Genomic DNA, 21027 nt, shown 5'->3' with positions numbered 1-21027 from the left:
TCTTGTTAAAGTCAGTCTTTTATGAAAGTAACGCAGCATAAATCATTTAAACCAGCCCTTTTGGCTGGCTTTACACAGGTATTTACTCTTCGCGTTGTTATTATTGATAATACCATTCGCGCTTTTTGTGTATTCGCTTGCAATGAATAGTGGAGCTTTTTCATGACTGCGGCACACCTATACACCATAATAAATATAAAATAAGCGCCGCTATAAGCAGTAAATTATCAAATCGGTTAACACTTCGGGAGTTAGCGCACTCCAAGCCTATCCCTAATTTATTATTTTTTGTATCTCTAAAATTTTCTTCTATTTGCATACGTTGGCTATAAAGGTTCACTGCTGTTTTTGCACTCTTCATAAACTTTCAAGCAAGTTAAACACCAGTAACCACGGCTCTTTCGCATCTTTTTGATGAACTTTATCTGTTGTTCTTTGTGACGTCCCGCCTCGTTTTTTCTTCGCTTGTCGGCCTTTTGGCGTTCGCTTATAAATTGCTGCATTGCACGGGAACTTTGCCGTTTTACCATAGTAAATTGAGCCAAGGTTATCAGCCTTACCAATACGCGCATCGGCAAACCATTGATAACTGATTTTCCATTCTTGCTTATCTTGGGAGAGAGATACTCACCCTCTTACTCTCCCTATCCAATACCAATTTTTTCTTCAACTATTTTAAACCATGGGGCATGATAGATAGCATCTGACACAATGATTGGCATGCATCCTTCAGGTAATATTTGTTCGAGCGTGTCTAAAAATGCTTGATGTGCTTTATTGGTATCCAGTTCGCTCTCAGGATGAATTTTTTCATAGAGCGTTAAGCTTCTCCCATTCATTGGAATACTGGCGCGCAATACTTGAAACATCCCTTGTCCATTAATAGGTAACCAATCGACTAATATGATGGGGGACTTTTTATTTCCAATTAACTGCGCTGACATATAGCCATAAAAGAAAAGGCGCTCGCTGTGTAAGAGCGTGTTACCGATTAAGCGGTCAGCGCGTTTAATATCATTTTTATTTGTTATTTTTGATAAGCTTTTCAATCCCCCACCTAAATATGTCACAGACACACGTTGATCATACATACCAGAGTCAATGAAGGTAAATAACGTGTTTAATCGAGTAGAGTGAATTTCAGGGTAGGCAGCAGCGATATCATTCTGTATTATATTTGTGATCTTCATGGCTATTGTTTTAAGTTGTTTTTGGCGAAGTAATTTGATCACAATTAGTCATGAAGGTCGATCCCCTTTACTCATCTTTTTTTAATTCATTTCGTGGGGATTCGTCAGGATTTAAACTACTTCCACCCTTGTAGCCACTTTTGGTTATCTTTTAAATCTCGCCAACTAATTGGATATTGATTTTTTGACATAACAGCCTCGGTAATACATTCAATTACGTTGCCATCTTCATCAAATTCCACCTCAACAATAATGAAGTGTTTTTCTTTATTTATAGCAGGTGTTGCGGTCCATTTACTATTCAATAATTTTTTAGGGTTTAATTTATTCATTTAATATAGCGACTCCTACTCGTAACTTACATAAGGCAACTATACGACCCCAACACCTACTTAGTTCAGATTACTCTGCAACTAGCTTGCCTTTGTACATTTGCATTTGGCAATGAAAGTCATACTCACCGGCTTCAAGCGCGGGTAGTTTAACTGTATTGCCATCACCCATTGCCAGCGTTTTACTTATATCAAGCTGTGGAAATACCACGGTTTCGGCGCACGGCGCGCTGTCTTTTCTGTCAAAGGTAAGTACAACCTCTTTGTTGACTGCCACTTTAATGTGTCCTGGCTTATAAACACCGTTATCAACGACTATCGTTACTTTGTTATCATCACTTTTTGTTTGCTCTGGTTTGTATAGCCAAAACCAATAAATAATTGCGGCTATTAACAGTGCACCACCTATATTAATCATCAACATAATGTACTCCTTAGCTTAAATTACGATTTATTTGGTTTGAAAAAACGTAAGCGATTAGCGTTACTTACCACTGTAAGCGATGAAAGTGCCATAGCTGCACCTGCAACAACAGGGTTAAGTAGTATTCCAAAAAATGGATACAACACGCCGGCTGCAATCGGAATACCCGCCACGTTATAAATAAAGGCACCAAATAGGTTTTGTTTAATATTTGATATAGTTGCATTACTCACTGCAATTGCATCAGCAAGGCCATGTAACGAACCACGCATTAAGGTAATGTCTGCACTTTCTATTGCAACATCGGTACCTGTGCCAATTGCAAACCCTACATCCGCTTGCGCAAGTGCTGGGGCATCGTTAATACCGTCACCTGTCATACCCACTATTTCACCGTTTGCTTGGCGCTTTGTTACTTCGTTTACTTTATCATCGGGCATTACTTCTGCAATAAAGTCATCAATACCAACTTGTTTAGCAACGGCTCGTGCAGTGGCTTTGTTGTCACCTGTTAGCATAACTAGATGGATACCTTTATCTTGCAGGCGTTTAATAGCCTCAACTGAATCCTCTTTAATAGGATCTGCTACTGCTATAATAGCGTGGAGCTTATTATTACTTGCAAAATACATGGGCGTTTTAGCATCACTGGCAAGTGTTTGAGCTTGCTCGGTTGCATCATCAACGGCTACATTGTATTTATCCATTAGCGCTTTATTGCCAAACAATAATGTTTGCCCGTCAACACTGCCGGCTACACCTTTACCTGTAATTGCATCAAAGTCGGCTACTTTACTTAAAGCTAAGCCCTGCTTTTGAGCATATGCCGTAATTGCTTGGGCCAGTGGATGCTCTGAGCTACTTTCAAGGCTTGCGGCCAGTTGCATTACTGTATTTTCATCACGGTTGTTAAAGGTAACTACATCGGTAACTTGTGGAGTGCCTTGAGTAATAGTACCTGTTTTATCTAAAATCATGGTGGTGATTTTAGATGTTGTTTGCAGCGACTCACCATTTCGAATTAATATTCCTGACTCTGCAGCTTTACCAATACCCACCATAACCGACATAGGGGTTGCGAGTCCTAGCGCACAAGGACAAGCAATAATAAGTACGGTGGTAACCGCAACAACGGCATAAGCAATTGATGGCTCAGGTCCGAAGTTTAACCATGCAAGGCCTGCAAGCACCGCAATAATCATGACTGTTGGTACAAATATTCCTGATATAACATCAGCTAAGCGCCCTATTGATGGCTTAGAGTTTTGTGCACGCTTTACCATATTGATAATATTGGCAAGTGTGGTTTCGCTACCAATGTACGTGGTTTTAAATAATAAAGTGCCACTTTTATTAATACTTCCGGCAACGACTTTATCGCCCGTTTTTTTGCGGACGGCCATTGGCTCACCAGTAAGCATTGACTCATCAACCGTACTGCTGCCTTCAATAACATCGCCATCCGCAGGGATTTTTTCACCCGGGCGTACGCGTACTTCATCATTTTTTACAACATCACTCATGTCGATGTCTTGCTCTTGCCCATCGCGAATTACGCGTGCAGTTTTTGGTTGCAGGCCAATTAAGCGTTTAATTGCTTGTGAGGTGCGCCCACGTGCTTTTACTTCAAAAGCGAGCCCTAAACTAATTAAACCGATGATCATCGATGATGCTTCAAAATATACGTGTCTTGCAACTTGTGGTAATAAGTTTGGTGCTATTACTACGAACATTGAATACAACCACGCAGTACCTGTACCAAGCGCTATTAATGTATCCATATTGGCAGCATGGTTTTTGAATGCCTGCCAAGCACCGTTGTAAAATTGCTTACCTGATATAGCCATAACCACAAGCGTGACTATACCCACTAAAAACCAGGCTATTCGTTGTGTGTCGGTGGTCACACTCATGTCAAAAATAAGCCCGTATATCATTAATGGTGCACCGACTCCTAACGCTAATATCATATTACGCATTAGCTTTTTGTAATGTGCCTCGTCCGACTTTGCTTTTTCATCAAGTGCATCTTGATCAGACTCATTACTCATTGGCTTAGCTGAATAACCAATGTTTTCGACTGCTTTAATAAGCGTGCTTTCGCGGGCTTTACCTTCTACACGTACTGTACGCTGTGCAAAGTTCATTTCCACGTTTTGCGCGCCTTGCACGCTATTAAGGGCTTTTTCAATTTTAGCCACACAACTGCCGCAATTAGCGCCTTCAATAATAAAGTTCTGCGCGGTGTCTTTTGTATTAGTCGTCATTACGCTGCTCCTTATTTGCAGAATCGTTTATTGGATCAACAAAAGATTCTATTAAACTACACACGTCACTGGCATTTGCACCATCGGCTGATGTATCCCATTGATCCAGAGCTGCATGCATCCTGTTTCGTAGTTTTAATGTTTCTTGAAATAGTGCTTCGGTTTCTTCTAGGCGTTTAGTAATGAGTTTTCGCGTTAACGGACAAGGACAATTCCCTTGCTCTGACTCGCCTATAATGTGTTGAATATCTTTGAGTGAAAAACCAAGTTGACGCGCACTAATAATAAACTTTAAACGTTGCTGGTCTTGCTTTGTATATTCTTGATAGCCATTTTCTTCACTGCGTATTGGGTTAAGTAACCCAATACGTGTGTAATGACGGACAGTATCGGCAGTCACGCCCATTAATTTGGCAAGTTGTTTAACATACATAATTTAGCCCCGTGGAATTTCAATAGATCAATAATAAACCTATGTGCAACACACAGGTCAATAGAGAGGAGCATTAAAGCATAATTTAAATTTACTGAAACTGATTTAGCGAAAAAGTGAAAGCGCTCTGGCTAGAGCGCTTAAATAAGAGAGGTAAAAGTATTGAATCTATTGTTCTTTAAAGGTTAAATTTAACCAGCAAATATCAGCAGTCTCTAGTTAGCATGCTCGCGTGAAGCTTTTAGCTCTTCGCTTAGCTTGCCTGCTATACCTTGAATTTTAGGCATAGCATCTTTCATTAAGCTTTGTGACATTTGCATAGACTCTTGCATTACAACAGGCATTTTTTCAAGTATTTTTTGCCCTGTATCTGTTTTATAAAACGCTAACATATCAGCAATTTCTTGCTCACTAAAATGTTTGTCGTACACGCTAATCATCATTGGCTGCATTTTAGCCCAGCTCATTTCGGTTTTTAATACCGTTGTCATGTCGCCGTAGTATTTATCAAAAATAGCCTGTTCAGAAGGCTTAACGCCCATTTGGTCTGACATGCCTTTCATCATACCTTCAACCTGGCCGTACATAGAATCAACCATTGCATCCATGTTCATTACATTAATGAGTTCATCTATTTTTTGCTGCTTAGAATTTTGTTCAGCATACAAACTACTAGAAAAAATCAGTAATGATAAAAGTAGTACCTTACCCATAATAATATCCTTTCATATAAATAATGGACTTATGGTCACATGAATAATTTGTATTGTAAAGGGTACAAGTAATCATTAAAAAGGCCGAATAAAATAAATTTATTCGGCCTTTTATAAATATATTTTTATGCTAATCGTCTTCTACATTATCTAGGCCTTTAGTGCCTTCTTTGGCTTTTAGCTTATGATGGATAGCAGACTTTATTAACATGTAGCCACTAATCGGTGCCGTAATTAGTAAAAATATAGTAATGAGTATTTCTTTAACACTTAGGCCATGCCCTGAATTTGCAAAATAAACCATAGCAGCAATTAACATACTCGCCATGCCCAACGTGGTTGCTTTAGTTGGTCCATGCAAACGCATAAAAAAGTCAGGTAGTTTAATTAAGCCTATTGAGCCAATTAAAATAAACGTACCACCAAATAACAATAATATTGATACAACCCATTCGCTGATCATGTTTTCACCTTATTCAATTATATCGCCACGTAGTAAATACTTACACACTGCAACTGTACTTATAAAACCGAGCATAGCAATAAGCAGTGCAGCTTCAAAATAAAGCCCTGTATCCATACTAATACTGTATAAAATAATCAGTGCGATGACGTTAATGTACATAGTATCGAGCGCTAAAACACGGTCAGGCACTGACGGACCGATGATCAATCGCCATAAATTAAGTAATAATGATAAGCCAATCATCGAAAAAACAATGAGTAATACAGTATCTAACATTGAAATATCTCCTTTAGTGGAGCTTCGTAGCGTTGTTTTATTTGTTTGATAAGTGCTTGTTCATCTTTAAGATCAAGCACATGTATTAATAAGTAGCGTTGCGTTGGCTCTTCACCCTCAAGTAACGATTCAGCAATTGGGTAAACCTCTGCACTCACAGTACCAGGTGTAAGCGATACACAACTGGCCAATATAGTAATTGGCATATCATGGGTTAAATCTATCGGTACTTTTATAAAGGCCGGACGCAAATTTTTAGATGGCCCAAGTATAAGTAAAGCCACTTGTAAATTTGCTACAACAATATCGTACAGCACAATAAGCAACTGCTTGAGAGCCAAGCCCGGCTTTAAAATTAGCGGCTGAGGCTCGCGAAGCGAAAAACTTAATATCGGGATAAGTATTGCAAAAATAGTCGCTAATACTAAGTGCCCTACCGACACGCTATTATTTAACAATAGCCAAACCATAAACAAAAATAAGCTACGAAATGGCGTTGGTAACCAACGAAAACGGGCTTGTAATCTCATCACATGCCTCCTTTAAGTACAGCATTAATGCCGCCGCTTATGTCATGTAACTGCACAGCAGCACCCAGCATATATTCACTAATGGGCCCGCCAAAAATTACTAATAATGGTGAACACGCAAGTAAACCTATAATTACAATTACTTGCAATGGGTTCGCATTTACACACTCAGCATTTTCACTATTTTTACTTTTATGCTCCCAGAACAAGGTTGTGCCAGCGCGCGAAAGCGCTACTAACAACGCAAAACTTGTTACTAAATATACTGGCCAAAATAGTAAAGCTTGCTCACTGTTTAATGTCGCTTTAAGTATCCAAATTTTACCTACAAAGCCTGATAGTGGCGGCATACCAACTACCGTTAAAGCCGCAATAATAAAGCACACACCTAATAAAAATGGCTGTTTAACAGAGCGACCCGCCACAAGCCTATCGCCAACTTTACCGCGCTGGATTGAAACTAAGTCTGCTAGTAAAAATAGAGCGGCACTAACAAGTGTTGAATGCACTAAATAATATAAAAGTGCAGCAGTGGCATTTACATTTTGCAATGCAATTAGCGCAACCAACGTACCTACCGATACTAATACTAAGTTAGCCGTTAGTTTACGTAAATCTTGCGCTGCCATAACACCAATGGCACCCACTATAATGGTGGCAATTGCTAAGCCCCAAAGCCAAGGCTGCGCCATGTGTTCAAGCGCTCCGGCTTGTTCGCCAAATATCACAGTGTAAACTCTAAGCATGGCGTAAACGCCTACTTTGGTCATAATCGCAAACAATGCAGCAACCACAGGTTTAGCACTTGCATACGTATTTGGAAGCCATAAATGCAGAGGTAATAGTGCGCCCTTTAAAGCAAATACAATGAGTAATAATAAACCACCTGCTTTTGCTAGGTATACATCATCGCCCGAAAGCTCCGATACCTTTTGCGCCATATCTGCAATATTGAGCGTACCAAGTACACCGTACAAAATACCCAAACCGATTAAAAATACGCTTGAGCCAACTAAATTTAATATTACATATTGCAGCGCAGCACGGGTGTTTTGTTTATCACCTGCGTGCATTAACAATGCATATGATGCAATCAGTAATACTTCAAAAAATACAAATAGGTTAAATAAATCGCCAGTTAAAAACGCGCCATTTACACCCAATATTAAAAAGTGAACAAGTGGGTGATAAAAACTGCCTTTTTCATCATCGCCAGCACTACCATATAAAATAGCGCCCAAACCTAAAAGTGAAGTTAACGTAACCAATAAGGTAGACAACATATCGGCTACTAAGACGATTCCAAATGGTGCAGACCAATTACCAATAGCGTAAACGTTAATACCCGTATTATTAATATGTACAAGTAAAAATACACTAATGGCAAAAGTAGCTATTGCCATTACAATTGAAACTAAGCGGCGTATTTTAACGCTTTTACCACATGGTGGCAGTAATAAAATAACGGCCGTAAGCATAGGTAATAAAATAGGGAGCGAAGCTAAATGTTGGATCATTTTTGCTCCTTGTTATCTGCTGAGGTATTAGGCACATAACCATCAACATGGTCGCTACCTAAATCGGCGCGTCCACGTATTGCCAAAATAACCACGAATGCGGTCATCGCAAAACCAATAACAATAGCTGTAAGCACTAAAGCTTGAGGTAGAGGATCGGCGTATTCTGTGCCAGTACCAAGTACTACCGCTTTATTAATAGTAAGACGACCTGCTGAAAACAAAAATAAGTTAACAGCATATGAAATCATAGTAAGCCCAAGTACTACAGGGAACGTACGAGCTCTTAGCAGTAAAAACACACCGCAACTGACCAATACTCCAACGCAAGATGCGTACAATAATTCCATTAAATATTTACCTCTTTTTTCTGGGTATCTGCCGTCATATTACCTAAGCTTGCTAAAATCATTAGCGTAGCGCCTACAACCGTTAAGTAAACACCTAGGTCAAATGCAATCGCGCTGGCAAGCTCTGTTTTACCGACAAACGGAATATCAAAGTAGTCAAACCAAGTTGTTAAAAATGGCTTATCAAAGAACCAGCTACCCACACCTGTAAACAGTGAAATACCAATGCCTGAAGCTATGATTTTACGATAATTAACATCAAAACGTTCGTTTATCCATGCCGTACCATGCGCCATATATTGTAAAATAAACGCGATTGACGTTACCAGTCCTGCAATAAAGCCACCACCAGGTAAGTTATGCCCTCGTAAGAAAATATACGCCGACACCAACAACGCAAGCGGTAATAAACTTTGTGAAATACTCGCCAATAATATTGGATGACGTTCTTTAGCCCATGGGCGGCCTTCGCTGTCACTTGCAGGCATAAATAATGGAATTCGAGAAAGTACTTTAAATATACCTAATGCGGCAATGCCTAATACGGTAATTTCTCCAAGCGTATCAAAGCCCCTAAAGTCGACCAAAATAACGTTAACTACGTTAGTACCACCGCCACCAATTTTAGCGTTAGCAATAAAGAAGTCTGAGATTGAATCTAATGGGCGTGTGAGTAACGCGTAACAAATACTTGCTATAACTACACCTAAGGTAGAGGCTATTGCTAAATCTCGAAGTACACGTAATGAACTTGATTCTTTTGGCGTATGTTGGGGCAAAAAAACAATGCCAGCATAAGTAAAATAATAGTAACCACTTCAACGGTTAGCTGCGTAAGCGCTAAATCTGGAGCAGAAAAACGTGTAAATACAACCGACACCATTAACCCCACAATTGAGAGCATTAACAACGATACCATTCGAGAGCGATGCCAAATAACGGTGGCAAGAGCACCAATAATCAATAAGCCTGCACCAATTGCATTGTGCACATCAACAGGCGTAAGTGGCATGCTACCGGCAAGTTGTTGCATTTCAAATAATGGCCAACCTGCACACAGTAATACTACCGCTAACATAATTACAAGGTAGCGCTGCAGCGATCCATTTTCTGTACTGCTTACCTTTGACTGACACCAAGCAATAACGCTTAATATTACACGTTCAAACGTTTTTTTAGCGTTTAGAGGTGGTAACGATGCTTGAAATTGAAATAGATATTTACGATTAACATAAATAAATAAGCCGCCAACAACAGCCATTGCACTCATAAGTAAAGGTAAGTTAAATCCATGCCAAATAGCTAATTCGTAATGTGGCATTTTTTGCCCTAATACAGCTAAGGATGCCGCAGATAAGATGCCATCAATTGCAAAGTGCGGAAACATCCCTACTAATAAACAAATGACAACGAGTATCTCTATTGGTACACGCATATAACGTGGTGGTTCATGAGGTATTCGTGGTAAATTAATTGGATCACCGTTAAAAAAAACATCGTGAATAAAGCGTGCGGAATACGCAACCGCAAATGCGCCTGCAACAGTTGCCAGTACTGGTATTAGCCACGACATAGAACCAAGTACTTGCTGATGCAGCGTTTCTGCAAAAAACATTTCTTTAGATAAGAACCCATTAAGTAATGGTACACCCGCCATTGCAGCCGCCGCGACCATCGCAAGCGTTGCAGTGTATGGTAAGTATCGCCACATACCATTTAATTTACGCATATCGCGCGTGCCTGTTTCGTGATCAATAATACCAACGGCCATAAATAACGACGCTTTAAACGTGGCATGGTTAATGATGTGGAATATTGCCGCAACAGTTGCAAGCTCAGTATCAAGCCCGAGTAACAGCGTTATTAAACCCAAATGGCTTATTGTTGAATAGGCTAACAAGCCTTTTAAGTCATGTTTGAATAATGCTATATAAGCACCAAACAACAGCGTAGCTAAACCCGTTAACCCAACGAGCAAGAACCACGTATCGGTGCCGGCTAAAGCAGGGTGAAAACGTGCTAACAAAAATATACCGGCTTTTACCATAGTTGCAGAATGTAAATACGCGCTCACTGGCGTAGGTGCAGCCATTGCATGAGGAAGCCAAAAATGAAATGGAAATTGTGCCGATTTAGTAAATGCACCCAATAGCACCAATACCAATGCTACTTCGTATAAATCGTGAGATTGAATTATTGCTTTACTCGCTAGAATAACATCTAAGTCATAACTACCAACAATATCACTCAATAACATTAAGCCAGCAAGTAATGCTAAACCGCCAGCACCAGTCACAGCAAGCGCCATGCGCGCGCCCTTGCGTGCTTCGGACTTATGCCACCAAAAGCTAATTAATAAAAATGAGCTGATGCTGGTTAATTCCCAAAACAACCACAGTTGAATGACGTTGTTAGACATAACAATACCAAGCATTGCAGTCATAAATAGCATTAAGTAACTATATAACTTGGCCATTGAATCGTTAGCGCTTAGGTAGTAACGCGTGTAGAGGATAACGAGCAAGCCTATGCCTAAAATCATAAACATAAACAATAAACTGAGGCCATCTAACCGCAGAGATAAATCGAGTCCTATTGACGGGATCCAAGCTAATGAATAACGAATGGTTTCGCCCGCTAAAACTGCAGGTGCATGGTATAGAGTAATCCCCAAAGCCGTCAAAGGCGCGAGAGCCGTTAAACTAGTGCTTAAATTGCGGGATAACTTACCTGTGCATGCAGAAATAACACTGCCAATTAAGGATAACAAGGGTATCCAGAGCAAAGTCATAATGTAGGGCCTTTTATAATCATAAGTTTATCAGGGCGTCACTCTTTTAGGATTAAGTGATGCTTTTACTGCCTGTTTTTTAACGACATTAATAGTTATAGTTATACTGAAAAACACTAATTTTGTCTATATAAAGCGGGGTTATATGAATGTTTTCAAAACAAAAACTAACAATTTTTTCAAGCTAAAAAATCAATATAGCATTGCTGACGATTGTTAATTTAATATAGCCTTATTTATAGACGTAAGCTCATCTGAGTGACGGTAGAAGTCCCCCTTAGTCATATCTAAATACTTCAACCAAAGTTCCCTGTATTGCGTTGAGAGCCCTAATTGTTGATACTGCATAATAGACCACTTTTCACTTGGTTTATAAGCAATACCTCCTTGTTGACAACTTTCACTTTTATGCCAACCTTCTGGTGCAGGTTCACCATGTGTAATATATAAATTTGGTGCTACAAACCCACTTTGTGCGCACAACCATGCTTGTTTTGATATAGGCAAAGTATACTCATCCTCAAAACGGTTAAAGTGCATAAGTTCGTGTAAAAATATACTGTAGTTTGCCTGTGAGTTAATAAGCATTTTGCCTTTACTGACATTTGCAGTGCCATGCTTTGGCATCATTACTAAAAAATCATAATTGCTAAGAAGCTCATTTTTAAATCTAGAGGCCTGCCAATCACATTGCGCAGCATTATTGATATTACTTTTACAATTGAGCGCAGTCGCAACATACACGGGCTTTGAAAAACAAAATATATTTTCGCGTGGCTCTGGCTGCCGATTGTATGTAGTTATAAAGTCACCTAATTTATATAAACCATTTCGGTGATCGCTCATTACAATTACATTAAACATACAGTGCTTTTTAGGCTCATCAATATCCTCTAAAAAAGAAAAACCCAAATTTTGTATAAATTCACGCGGTATATTATTTTCCGCTATAGATAAATGCAACCTGAGGTGATTAAAAACATCCCCTTCTGGTAACTGCTTTATATCGGCTAAAAGCTTTAAATCATCCCAACGTGATTGAGCTAATAACTGAACAGCTAACTCTTTACGCTCAATTGCATTTAATTTATTTATACCTGCCAACCAAAATTGTTTAGCCGTATCACTGTCGTTATTATTTAAAAGTCTTATTGAATAAGCATATTGTGCAGAGGGAATGTGATTTCTAGCCAATATAGCAAGGGAGGTATCTGGTAGTTGCGGTAAATGAACCGCAAAATAATTAGGGAAGCGTCTATAGACTTTTAACACACTGGCCTTTGTGTTCAAAACATGCCAAAAGCCAATCGCGTCAAGGTGATTACCAGAGCCTGTTATTAAAAGGCTACACAGTAATACACCTGCCAATTTTAATGCCTTAACTTGCGTCGTCACCAGCCATTAACTCAAGTTCTAAACGTGCATATTTATACTCAATAAACTCATGTACATTAGTTGCTAGAGCTAATCTAAAATAATCAGCGGCTAAGTATTTATCACCAGCAGCCTGATGCAATTTAGCTAAGTAAAAATAAGCTTCACATAAACGCTGAGCATATTCTTGTTCCGACTTAACACCCTCACTAATGCCAGATAAAAAAGCATGCTCGCTCATATCACCTGCAAAAAGCGAAATTAGTTGAAACGCCCATTGTGAATCGTCAAGTGCTGTTGCATTCGTTTTAAGTTCAACAAGAGCTTGCTCCTTATTTACCTTAGCATCTGCTAAATAAACCCATAATACACGATAAGGGTCATTTGGAGAGCGAGCTAAAAATGCACTAAAATCGGTTTTAGCAATACCAGACCTATCACCATAATAAAGTGCAATACCTCGATTTAAATAAGCATATTCATGATCTTCATCAAGCTCAAGGGCCGAATCGAAAAATTCATAGGCTTTTTCATATTGTTGCATTAGCGTATGTTGAATACCCAAAAAATTATATACTTCAGCTAAATCAGGCTTAAGTTTTACAGCGCGGTTAAAATCAATACGCGACAGCGTAGTCATGCCTAAGCTATCAAATAACACACCACGGTCATAATATAACTTCGCTTGTTGATCAGGGCTTAAATCTGCTCTATTCAATAACTCTGAGTAGCGTGCAATAGCAATTTCACTTCTAAAGTCAGAGGCCAAAGGTGCAGTAAATGGCACATTAACAATCGGGGTTGGTTCTGATTCTGTTGTAGTTTGGCAAGCGCTTAAAGACAAAATAGCGAAAGATGCCAAAGCTAAATGTTTGAGTATCATTAAAATCCTTAATACCAAGATAGGTAGCAATATGACAGACGATGTCTCAATAGGTTCATAGCAAATGATGAACTATTATTGCTCTAGGTAAACTGCTCAGTAATTAGGTAAAATTATGTTGTGAGTTTGTCACTTTTAAATTTGAACACTATTTATGAGTAATTTAGCTTCCTTGAATAATCTTTGTTTAAATTTAATTAGCCTCATTAAAGCATAAAAAAAGGGGCTAAACAGCCCCTCTTTTATATTATCCAGTAAATATCTGGATGAAGTATTAGCAATTACGCGTCAGTTGGCGCGTCAGCTGCAGGTGCTGCTGATTCCATTGCTTCTTTAATACTTAGACGTACACGGCCTTGGCGATCTACTTCTAGTACTTTAACTTTAACTTCTTGACCTTCAGAAAGGTGATCAGCCACGTTATTAACGCGCTCAGTACTAATTTGAGAAATATGTACTAGACCATCTTTACCAGGAAGAATGTTTACAAACGCACCGAAGTCTACGATACGTACAACTTTACCTTCGTAGATAGTACCTACTTCAAGTTCAGCTGTTAATTGCTCAATACGGCTAATCGCATTAGCTGCACTTTCGCCATCAGTAGCGGCAATTTTAATTGTACCGTCGTCACCGATTTCAATCGTTGTACCAGTTTCTTCAGTAAGCTGACGAATAGTTGCGCCACCTTTACCAATAACTTCAGCGATTTTCTTCTGTGGGATTTTCATTGTGTATATGCGAGGAGCAAACATTGATAGCTCTTCAGAAGGAGCAGAAATCGCTTCATCCATCACTTCTAAGATATGTAAACGTGCAGCTTTTGCTTGTTTAAGCGCAATTTGCATGATTTCTTGAGTGATACCTTCGATTTTGATATCCATTTGAAGTGCAGTAATACCCGCAGCAGTACCGGCAACTTTAAAGTCCATGTCACCTAAGTGATCTTCATCACCTAAAATGTCAGAAAGAACAACGAATTTATCGTCTTCTTTAACTAGACCCATCGCAATACCGGCAACAGATGCTTTAATTGGTACACCCGCGTTCATAAGTGCTAGAGAAGTACCACAAACAGACGCCATTGAAGAAGAACCGTTTGATTCAGTAATTTCAGATACTACACGAATTGAGTAAGGGAACTCAGTAAGTGTAGGCATTACAGCTGAAATACCACGCTTAGCAAGGTTACCATGGCCGATTTCACGACGCTTAGGAGAACCAACAAAACCAGTTTCACCTACACAAAATGGAGGGAAGTTATAGTTAAGCATAAAGTGGTTTTTATGAGTACCCGTTAAATCGTCGATTAACTGTGAATCACGTTCTGTACCAAGTGTCGCTGTTACTAACGCCTGAGTTTCGCCACGAGTAAAGATAGCAGAACCGTGAGTACGCGGTAATACGCCAGTCATTACATCTAGTGCACGAATCATATCTGGTTCACGACCATCGATACGTTTTTCGCCAGCAGCGATACGGCCACGAACGATTTTCTTCTCAAGTGAACCGAAGATTTTGCCAATTTCTTGCTTGTCTAAAGACTCGCCTTCAGCAAGTTCAGCTGTTAATACTGCAACAACTTCATCTTTAGCTTCACCAAGTGCTTCTTTACGCGCTACTTTATCAGTGATTAAGTAAGCTGCGCCTACCTTATCAGCAGCGATAATTGCTACTTTATCTTCAAGTGCAACATTTTTCTCAGGTGCAGTCCAATCCCAAGTAGGCTTGCCTGCTTGCGCTTTAAATTCTTCGATTGCAGTGATAATCGCTTGAGATTGCTCATGACCATATACAACAGCACCAAGCATTACGTCTTCAGCAAGTACGTTAGCTTCTGACTCAACCATAAGTACCGCTTTATCAGTACCGGCTACCACTAAATCAAGTTGGCTTTCTTCAAGCTCTTTTAATGTAGGATTAAGTACGTATTCGCCATTGATGTAACCAACGCGAGCTGCACCAATTGGGCCACTGAACGGGATACCAGAGATAGCAAGTGCTGCTGAAGTACCAATCATCGCAACCATATCTGGTTGGATTTCAGGGTTAACAGAAACAACAGTTGCAATAACTTGTACTTCGTTTACAAAACCGCTTGGGAAAAGTGGACGAATTGGACGGTCAATAAGACGTGCAATAAGTGTTTCGCCATCGTTAGGACGACCTTCACGCTTTAAGAAACCACCTGGGATACGACCAGCAGCATACATACGCTCTTGGTAGTTAACTGTTAGTGGAAAAAAGTCTTGGCCTGGTTGTGCTTCACGCTTACCAACAACAGTGACTAAAACTGAAGTATCGCCAATGCTTGCAAGTACTGCGCCGTCTGCTTGACGAGCGATTGCACCAGTTTCTAGTGTCACTGTGTGTTGACCTAGTTGAAATTCTTTAATAATTGCTTGCACTTAAAATATTCCTTAAATGTATTCTAATAAGTTGTCATCAAAGTACCAATTACAGTACATAATTGTATTCAGTTGGAAATCAATTAAGTACTACAATTGGCAATGATGTGGATAAGCGTAGATAAACCTTTTTATCTACGCGCATAGTATATACCAAAGCTACTTCAAAATGCGAGTCTAGGGTGTGTTGTTCTTTGCGGATTGAAATTTGTTCAATCTAACTACTCGATTTCAGCTGGGCTTATTTAGCGGTTAAATACAATAGCTCTTGGTAAGCTATGAAATGGGGGTTTTATATTGCAATTCAATAGGTTTAAGAATTTTCTTAATTTAAAAACACAAATTTCAGGCACAAAAAAAGGAGCTAAAAAGCTCCTTTTTCTATAATCTAGTTCTTAGCGACGTAGGCCAAGTTCTTTGATTAGTGCAGTATAACTAGTGATATCTTTACCTTTAAGGTAATCAAGTAGTTTACGGCGAGTGCTTACTTTACGAAGCAGACCACGACGTGAGTGGAAGTCATGCTTGTGATCAGCAAAGTGACCTTGAAGCTTGTTGATATCATAAGTAAGTAATGCTACTTGTACTTCTGATGAACCTGTATCGCCTTCTGCACGTGCAAATTTAGCAATGATATCGATTTTTTCTTGATTGCTTAGTGACATAGTAACTCCAAAAATTAAATTTAAAAGGTGTCTTAGCCGATCACTAATTCAGCCAAAACGATTAAGCGGGCGTATTCTACCAACTGTGGGAATAACTACAAGTTAATTATCCCCATCTACAACTAATAAGCCACTACTGGGCACATTAGTTGCTTATTCAGGCTTTACGTAATCATCTTGCTGGCTAGCAAGACCACGTTTAACCTTTAAATGTCCATTTGAGTTGCGCTCACCAGTACCAATAAATATATTATCCGCAACAACTTTAATTGCACCATCAGGTAAAGCGATTGGTAATTCTACAGCTTGCCCGTGACTAAAAACTCCCCCTTGTTCTTTTGTGATTTCAACAACGGGTAAATCAGTTAAAGCAGTGTCTATAGGTAATAACAACGAGTCTAAATAAGTTGAAGGCGCAAGCTCTTCTTCTTTCGCTTTAGCAAGTAATGCTTCAATTTCATCAAGCGATACCATTTTATCTGCCGGATACTGACCAACAGCGGTTCTGTGGAGCATAATAACGTGTGCACCGCAGCCTAGGTTTTCGCCTAAATCGTCAACGATTGTACGAATGTACGTCCCTTTAGATACATGAGCCGTCATTTGTAATACGTTGTTTTGTTCATCAAATTCGTCAAACGATAAGCTAAACACGTTTATTTTTCTGCATTTGCGAGGTACTTCAATACCTTCGCGAGCGTACTTATATAACGGTCTACCTTGATACTTAAGTGCCGAGTACATTGACGGATATTGATCAGACTCACCAACAAAAGCAGCAATTTCTTTTGTTAGCTGTTCACGCGTTACGTTCACATCTTTAGTGCTAACAATTTCGCCATCAGAATCTGATGTTGTTGTACGCTCACCCAGTTGTGCACGAACGATATAGGTTTTATCTGTATCGAGTAAAAACTGCGTAAACTTAGTCGCTTCACCAAAACAAATTGGCAGCATACCTGTAGCAAGTGGATCTAAAGCACCTGTGTGCCCAGCTTTTTGCGCAAAATAAACACCTTTTGCTTGCTGTAATGCTTTATTTGATGAAATGCCTTGCGGTTTGTTTAACAACAAAATACCGTCAACTGCACGGCCTTTACTGCGCTTTGCCATCTGTATCAGTGCCTTCTTCGCTATCTGTATCGTCTACGTGCTCAGTACTTTCTTCGCTATCTAAAACTTCATCAGCATCAACACTTTCTACGTCTTCATCAACATGCTTTGCGTTATCTTCGCGGATAATAGAATCCACTAAATTAGAAATACGCATACCTTCCATTAATGAGTTATCAACAACAAACTTTAACTCAGGCATTATACGTGCACGAATACGCTTACCAAGTAACGAGCGAATATAACCCGTTGCTTCATTTAGTACTTTTGCGCTTTGCTTTGCTGCATCTTCATCTTGTGTGTTAAACACAGTAATGAAAATTTTGGCATAAGATAAATCGCGCGATACTTCTACCGCTGACACTGTCACCATACCTAAGCGTGGATCTTTAATTTCGCGTTGTAAAATTACAGCAATTTCTTTTTGGATTTGCTGTGCAACACGATCAGTGCGAGAAAATTCTCTCATTATACTTGTCCTAAAATAATAACTTATTGAAATTAAATAATAAGTTAACTAAATAATGGATATGCAAATGGGGGCTAAGCCCCCATTTAAAATCTTAGCGTAGAGCGTGTAGAACGCCCGGGCGTTAACCTTAAGCGTTCAATACACCCTAGTAACAATTATAGAGTACGTTGTACTTCAACTGTTTCAAATACTTCGATTTGGTCACCAACACGTACGTCATTGTAGTTCTTAACGCCGATACCACATTCCATGCCGTTACGAACATCAGCAACATCGTCTTTAAAGCGACGAAGTGACTCAAGCTCACCTTCATAGATAACCACGTTTTCACGTAGTACACGGATTGGAGCGCTACGTTTGATAACACCTTCAGTAACCATACAACCAGCAATTGCGCCAATTTTTGGAGACTTAAATACGTCACGAACTTGAGCAAGACCAATGATTTCTTGTTTAAACTCTGGCGCTAGCATACCTGACATGGCTTGCTTAACTTCTTCGATTAAGGCATAAATTACGCTGTAATAACGAAGGTCTAAGTTTTCAGTATCAATCACTTTACGAGCAGAAGCATCAGCACGAACGTTAAAGCCAACTACAATTGCGTTAGACGCTGCTGCTAGGGTTGCATCAGTCTCAGTAATACCACCAACACCTGAACCAACAATCTTCACTTTTACTTCATCAGTAGAAAGCTTAGTTAGTGAATCAGAGATTGCCTCGATAGAACCTTGAACGTCTGCTTTAAGTACCACGTTAACTTCAGAAACATCGCCTTCAGTCATGTTAGTAAACATGTTTTCAAGCTTAGCTTTTTGCTGACGTGCTAGCTTAACATCGCGGAACTTACCTTGACGGTATAAAGCAACTTCACGCGCTTTACGCTCGTCTTTAACAACAGTCGCTTCGTCGCCCGCAGCTGGAATACCAGAAAGACCTAAAATTTCAACTGGAATAGATGGACCAGCAGATTTAATGTCTTTACCGTTTTCATCGCGCATTGCACGAACACGCCCATACTCAAGACCACATAATACAATGTCACCTTGGTTAAGCGTACCAGATTGAACAAGTACTGATGCTACTGGACCACGGCCTTTATCAAGACGAGATTCAATAACAACACCTGCAGCCATACCTTCAGTAGGTGCAGTTAATTCTAAAAGCTCAGATTGCATAAGCACAGCTTCAAGAAGGTCGTCAATACCTAAACCAGTTTTAGCTGAGATATGAACATACTGCGTATCGCCGCCCCACTCTTCTGGAATAACGTCAAGTACAGCTAGTTCGTTTTTAACGCGATCTGGATCTGCGCCTTCTTTATCCATTTTGTTTACAGCAATGATTAAAGGAACGCCAGCTGCACGTGCGTGCTGTACCGCTTCTTTAGTCTGTGGCATAACGCCATCATCTGCTGCAACCACTAGGATTACGATATCTGTCGCTTTAGCACCACGAGCACGCATTGATGTAAATGCAGCATGTCCTGGTGTATCTAGGAACGTGATCATATTGCCGTTTACATCAACATGGTATGCACCAATATGCTGTGTAATACCACCGGCTTCGCCTGAAGCAACTTTTGCAGAGCGAATATAATCAAGAGTCGATGTTTTACCGTGGTCAACGTGACCCATAACAGTTACTACTGGAGCACGTGGCTCTGACTTACCATCTTCATGGCGGTCATTAAGTACTGTTTGCTCTAATTCGTTTTCTTTAACAATGATAACCTTGTGACCCATTTCTTCTGCAACTAATTGTGCAGCTTCTTGGTCAATCACTTGGTTAATGGTAACCATGTCACCCATTTTCATCATTGTTTTTACAACTTCAGCGCCTTTAACAGCCATGCGTGATGCAAGCTCAGCAACTGTAATTGTTTCGCTAATACGCACTTCATTTTTAACATCAACAGTTGGTTTTTGGAAACCATGCTGCAGCGATGCTGGTGCTTTTAACTTAGACTTGTTACGGCCTCTTGACGCTGCAAATTTATCTTTTGCTGGCGCTTTTTTCTTTTTCTTAGCACGGCGTGTACCTTGCTCATCACGAGCATCGGCAACATCTTCTGCTTCACGTGCGTAAGTAGAAGTCGTAAGATGGTGATCCGCTGTTTCTTCGCGTTTCTTACGCTCTTCTTCTTCTTTCTTCCAGCGTGCCGAGTTTTCTTCAGCTAGCTTTCTTGCTTCTTCTGCTTGACGTTTCGCTTCTTCTTCAGCTTTCTTCAATGCGGCCTCTTCTGCTTCTTTTTGCAGACGCTCAGCTTCTATGCGATCTTTCTCAGACTTAGCACTTTGCTCTGGGGTCATCTGCTTTTGTTTCGCTTTACGCTCTGCATCTGCTTTGCGTTTAGCTTCTTCTTTGGCTTTACGGTCAGCGTCTTCTTTCGCTTTGCGCTCTGCCTCTTGTTTCGCTTTTAATTCTGCGGCTTCTTGCTCAGCTTTTTGCTGCTCTTCAAGACGTACTTTTTCTTCAGCGGCTAGGCGTGCTTGCTCTTGTTCTTGTTCCATTGCGCTTTTTTTCACGTACGTACGTGTTTTGCGAACTTCAACTTGAACAGCTTTAGCTTTACCCGTAGAGCCAGTCACACTTAATGTGCTTTTGCTCTTACGTTGTAAAGTCATACGCGCTGGACCATCTGAACCTGTACCGCCATGATGCTTGCTTAAATGATCAAGTAACGTTGCTTTTTCAGCTTCTGTTACATTATCAGTTGCTTGCTTAGTGATACCTGCTTGTGAAAACTGCTGTAGCAATTTATCAACAGTTGTACCTATATCGCCGGCTAGTTTTTCAACATTTACTTCTGCCATAGTGTGT

At 39.9% G+C, this 21027-nt stretch carries 17 protein-coding genes and 2 pseudogenes; all 19 read right to left on the bottom strand.

Annotated elements, in window-relative coordinates; translation table 11 throughout:
• Positions 1 to 98 precede the first annotated feature (98 nt).
• A pseudogene (locus P4S65_RS10030) lies at positions 99 to 1190 on the bottom strand (IS4 family transposase); the annotation flags it as partial.
• Positions 1191 to 1306: 116 nt separating this feature from the next.
• Entirely contained in the window at positions 1307 to 1522 is a 216-nt protein-coding gene (locus tag P4S65_RS10025; protein WP_002958506.1) for a TIGR02450 family Trp-rich protein, read from the bottom strand.
• Positions 1523 to 1592: 70 nt separating this feature from the next.
• Complete coding sequence (locus tag P4S65_RS10020; protein ID WP_096792736.1) at positions 1593 to 1946, bottom strand: cupredoxin domain-containing protein; 354 nt, start codon at positions 1944 to 1946, stop codon at positions 1593 to 1595.
• A gap of 20 nt (positions 1947 to 1966) precedes the next feature.
• Complete coding sequence (locus P4S65_RS10015) at positions 1967 to 4213, bottom strand: heavy metal translocating P-type ATPase (RefSeq protein ID WP_337120092.1); 2247 nt, start codon at positions 4211 to 4213, stop codon at positions 1967 to 1969.
• Positions 4203 to 4646 (bottom strand): MerR family transcriptional regulator, encoded by a 444-nt coding sequence (locus P4S65_RS10010; RefSeq protein ID WP_007378490.1) that lies wholly within the window; start codon positions 4644 to 4646, stop codon positions 4203 to 4205. Before P4S65_RS10010 ends, P4S65_RS10015 begins: the two co-directional genes overlap by 11 nt.
• 215 nt (positions 4647 to 4861) lie before the next feature.
• The gene (locus tag P4S65_RS10005) at positions 4862 to 5359 is read right to left on the bottom strand and encodes a DUF2059 domain-containing protein (RefSeq protein WP_337120091.1); all 498 of its coding nucleotides are present in this window, start codon (positions 5357 to 5359) and stop codon (positions 4862 to 4864) included.
• Between the two features lie 130 nt (positions 5360 to 5489).
• Positions 5490 to 5822 carry a Na+/H+ antiporter subunit G gene (locus P4S65_RS10000; protein ID WP_007378492.1) on the bottom strand — a complete coding sequence of 111 codons (333 nt, stop codon included), beginning with the start codon at positions 5820 to 5822 and terminating at the stop codon, positions 5490 to 5492.
• A 9-nt stretch (positions 5823 to 5831) separates the two neighbouring features.
• Positions 5832 to 6101, bottom strand: coding sequence for a K+/H+ antiporter subunit F (locus P4S65_RS09995; protein ID WP_007378493.1), 270 nt, complete (start codon positions 6099 to 6101; stop codon positions 5832 to 5834).
• On the bottom strand, positions 6095 to 6631 hold the full coding sequence (locus tag P4S65_RS09990) for a Na+/H+ antiporter subunit E (RefSeq protein ID WP_008134633.1): 537 nt from the start codon (positions 6629 to 6631) through the stop codon (positions 6095 to 6097). Before P4S65_RS09990 ends, P4S65_RS09995 begins: the two co-directional genes overlap by 7 nt.
• Entirely contained in the window at positions 6631 to 8148 is a 1518-nt protein-coding gene (locus tag P4S65_RS09985) for a monovalent cation/H+ antiporter subunit D (RefSeq protein ID WP_033028529.1), read from the bottom strand. The genes P4S65_RS09990 and P4S65_RS09985 overlap by 1 nt, the downstream gene beginning before the upstream one ends.
• Positions 8145 to 8498 (bottom strand): Na+/H+ antiporter subunit C, encoded by a 354-nt coding sequence (locus P4S65_RS09980; RefSeq protein WP_010554685.1) that lies wholly within the window; start codon positions 8496 to 8498, stop codon positions 8145 to 8147. Before P4S65_RS09980 ends, P4S65_RS09985 begins: the two co-directional genes overlap by 4 nt.
• Positions 8498 to 11289 (bottom strand): annotated as a pseudogene (locus P4S65_RS09975) (monovalent cation/H+ antiporter subunit A). Before P4S65_RS09975 ends, P4S65_RS09980 begins: the two are co-directional and overlap by 1 nt.
• Before the next feature lie 216 nt (positions 11290 to 11505).
• Complete coding sequence (locus P4S65_RS09970) at positions 11506 to 12657, bottom strand: hypothetical protein (protein ID WP_007378498.1); 1152 nt, start codon at positions 12655 to 12657, stop codon at positions 11506 to 11508.
• Between the two features lie 10 nt (positions 12658 to 12667).
• Positions 12668 to 13546 (bottom strand): lipoprotein NlpI, encoded by an 879-nt coding sequence (nlpI, locus tag P4S65_RS09965; protein WP_007378499.1) that lies wholly within the window; start codon positions 13544 to 13546, stop codon positions 12668 to 12670.
• 281 nt (positions 13547 to 13827) lie between these two features.
• A complete protein-coding gene (gene pnp / locus P4S65_RS09960) occupies positions 13828 to 15954 on the bottom strand; it encodes a polyribonucleotide nucleotidyltransferase (protein ID WP_337120090.1) in 2127 nt (708 codons plus the stop codon).
• Between the two features lie 395 nt (positions 15955 to 16349).
• Entirely contained in the window at positions 16350 to 16619 is a 270-nt protein-coding gene (rpsO, locus tag P4S65_RS09955; protein WP_002958490.1) for a 30S ribosomal protein S15, read from the bottom strand.
• 153 nt (positions 16620 to 16772) lie between these two features.
• Positions 16773 to 17732 carry a tRNA pseudouridine(55) synthase TruB gene (truB, locus tag P4S65_RS09950; RefSeq protein ID WP_007378501.1) on the bottom strand — a complete coding sequence of 320 codons (960 nt, stop codon included), beginning with the start codon at positions 17730 to 17732 and terminating at the stop codon, positions 16773 to 16775.
• Positions 17716 to 18201, bottom strand: coding sequence for a 30S ribosome-binding factor RbfA (gene rbfA / locus P4S65_RS09945; protein ID WP_007378502.1), 486 nt, complete (start codon positions 18199 to 18201; stop codon positions 17716 to 17718). Before rbfA ends, truB begins: the two co-directional genes overlap by 17 nt.
• Before the next feature lie 158 nt (positions 18202 to 18359).
• On the bottom strand, positions 18360 to 21020 hold the full coding sequence (gene infB / locus P4S65_RS09940; RefSeq protein WP_007378503.1) for a translation initiation factor IF-2: 2661 nt from the start codon (positions 21018 to 21020) through the stop codon (positions 18360 to 18362).
• Positions 21021 to 21027 lie beyond the last annotated feature (7 nt).

This window comes from Pseudoalteromonas sp. B131b, assembly GCF_037162545.1.
GTDB lineage: Bacteria > Pseudomonadota > Gammaproteobacteria > Enterobacterales > Alteromonadaceae > Pseudoalteromonas > Pseudoalteromonas fuliginea.
The sequence above is the reverse complement of the archived record's forward strand: the minus strand, read 5'-3'. Positions and strand labels throughout refer to the sequence as shown.

Coding starts and splice junctions, on each gene's coding strand:
- P4S65_RS10025 (WP_002958506.1), bottom strand. CDS start 1,522: ATGAATAAATTAAACCCTAAAAAATTATTGAATAGTAAATGGACCGCA.
- P4S65_RS10020 (WP_096792736.1), bottom strand. CDS start 1,946: ATGTTGATGATTAATATAGGTGGTGCACTGTTAATAGCCGCAATTATT.
- P4S65_RS10015 (WP_337120092.1), bottom strand. CDS start 4,213: ATGACGACTAATACAAAAGACACCGCGCAGAACTTTATTATTGAAGGC.
- P4S65_RS10010 (WP_007378490.1), bottom strand. CDS start 4,646: ATGTATGTTAAACAACTTGCCAAATTAATGGGCGTGACTGCCGATACT.
- P4S65_RS10005 (WP_337120091.1), bottom strand. CDS start 5,359: ATGGGTAAGGTACTACTTTTATCATTACTGATTTTTTCTAGTAGTTTG.
- P4S65_RS10000 (WP_007378492.1), bottom strand. CDS start 5,822: ATGATCAGCGAATGGGTTGTATCAATATTATTGTTATTTGGTGGTACG.
- P4S65_RS09995 (WP_007378493.1), bottom strand. CDS start 6,101: ATGTTAGATACTGTATTACTCATTGTTTTTTCGATGATTGGCTTATCA.
- P4S65_RS09990 (WP_008134633.1), bottom strand. CDS start 6,631: ATGAGATTACAAGCCCGTTTTCGTTGGTTACCAACGCCATTTCGTAGC.
- P4S65_RS09985 (WP_033028529.1), bottom strand. CDS start 8,148: ATGATCCAACATTTAGCTTCGCTCCCTATTTTATTACCTATGCTTACG.
- P4S65_RS09980 (WP_010554685.1), bottom strand. CDS start 8,498: ATGGAATTATTGTACGCATCTTGCGTTGGAGTATTGGTCAGTTGCGGT.
- nlpI (WP_007378499.1), bottom strand. CDS start 13,546: ATGATACTCAAACATTTAGCTTTGGCATCTTTCGCTATTTTGTCTTTA.
- rpsO (WP_002958490.1), bottom strand. CDS start 16,619: ATGTCACTAAGCAATCAAGAAAAAATCGATATCATTGCTAAATTTGCA.
- truB (WP_007378501.1), bottom strand. CDS start 17,732: ATGGCAAAGCGCAGTAAAGGCCGTGCAGTTGACGGTATTTTGTTGTTA.
- rbfA (WP_007378502.1), bottom strand. CDS start 18,201: ATGAGAGAATTTTCTCGCACTGATCGTGTTGCACAGCAAATCCAAAAA.
- infB (WP_007378503.1), bottom strand. CDS start 21,020: ATGGCAGAAGTAAATGTTGAAAAACTAGCCGGCGATATAGGTACAACT.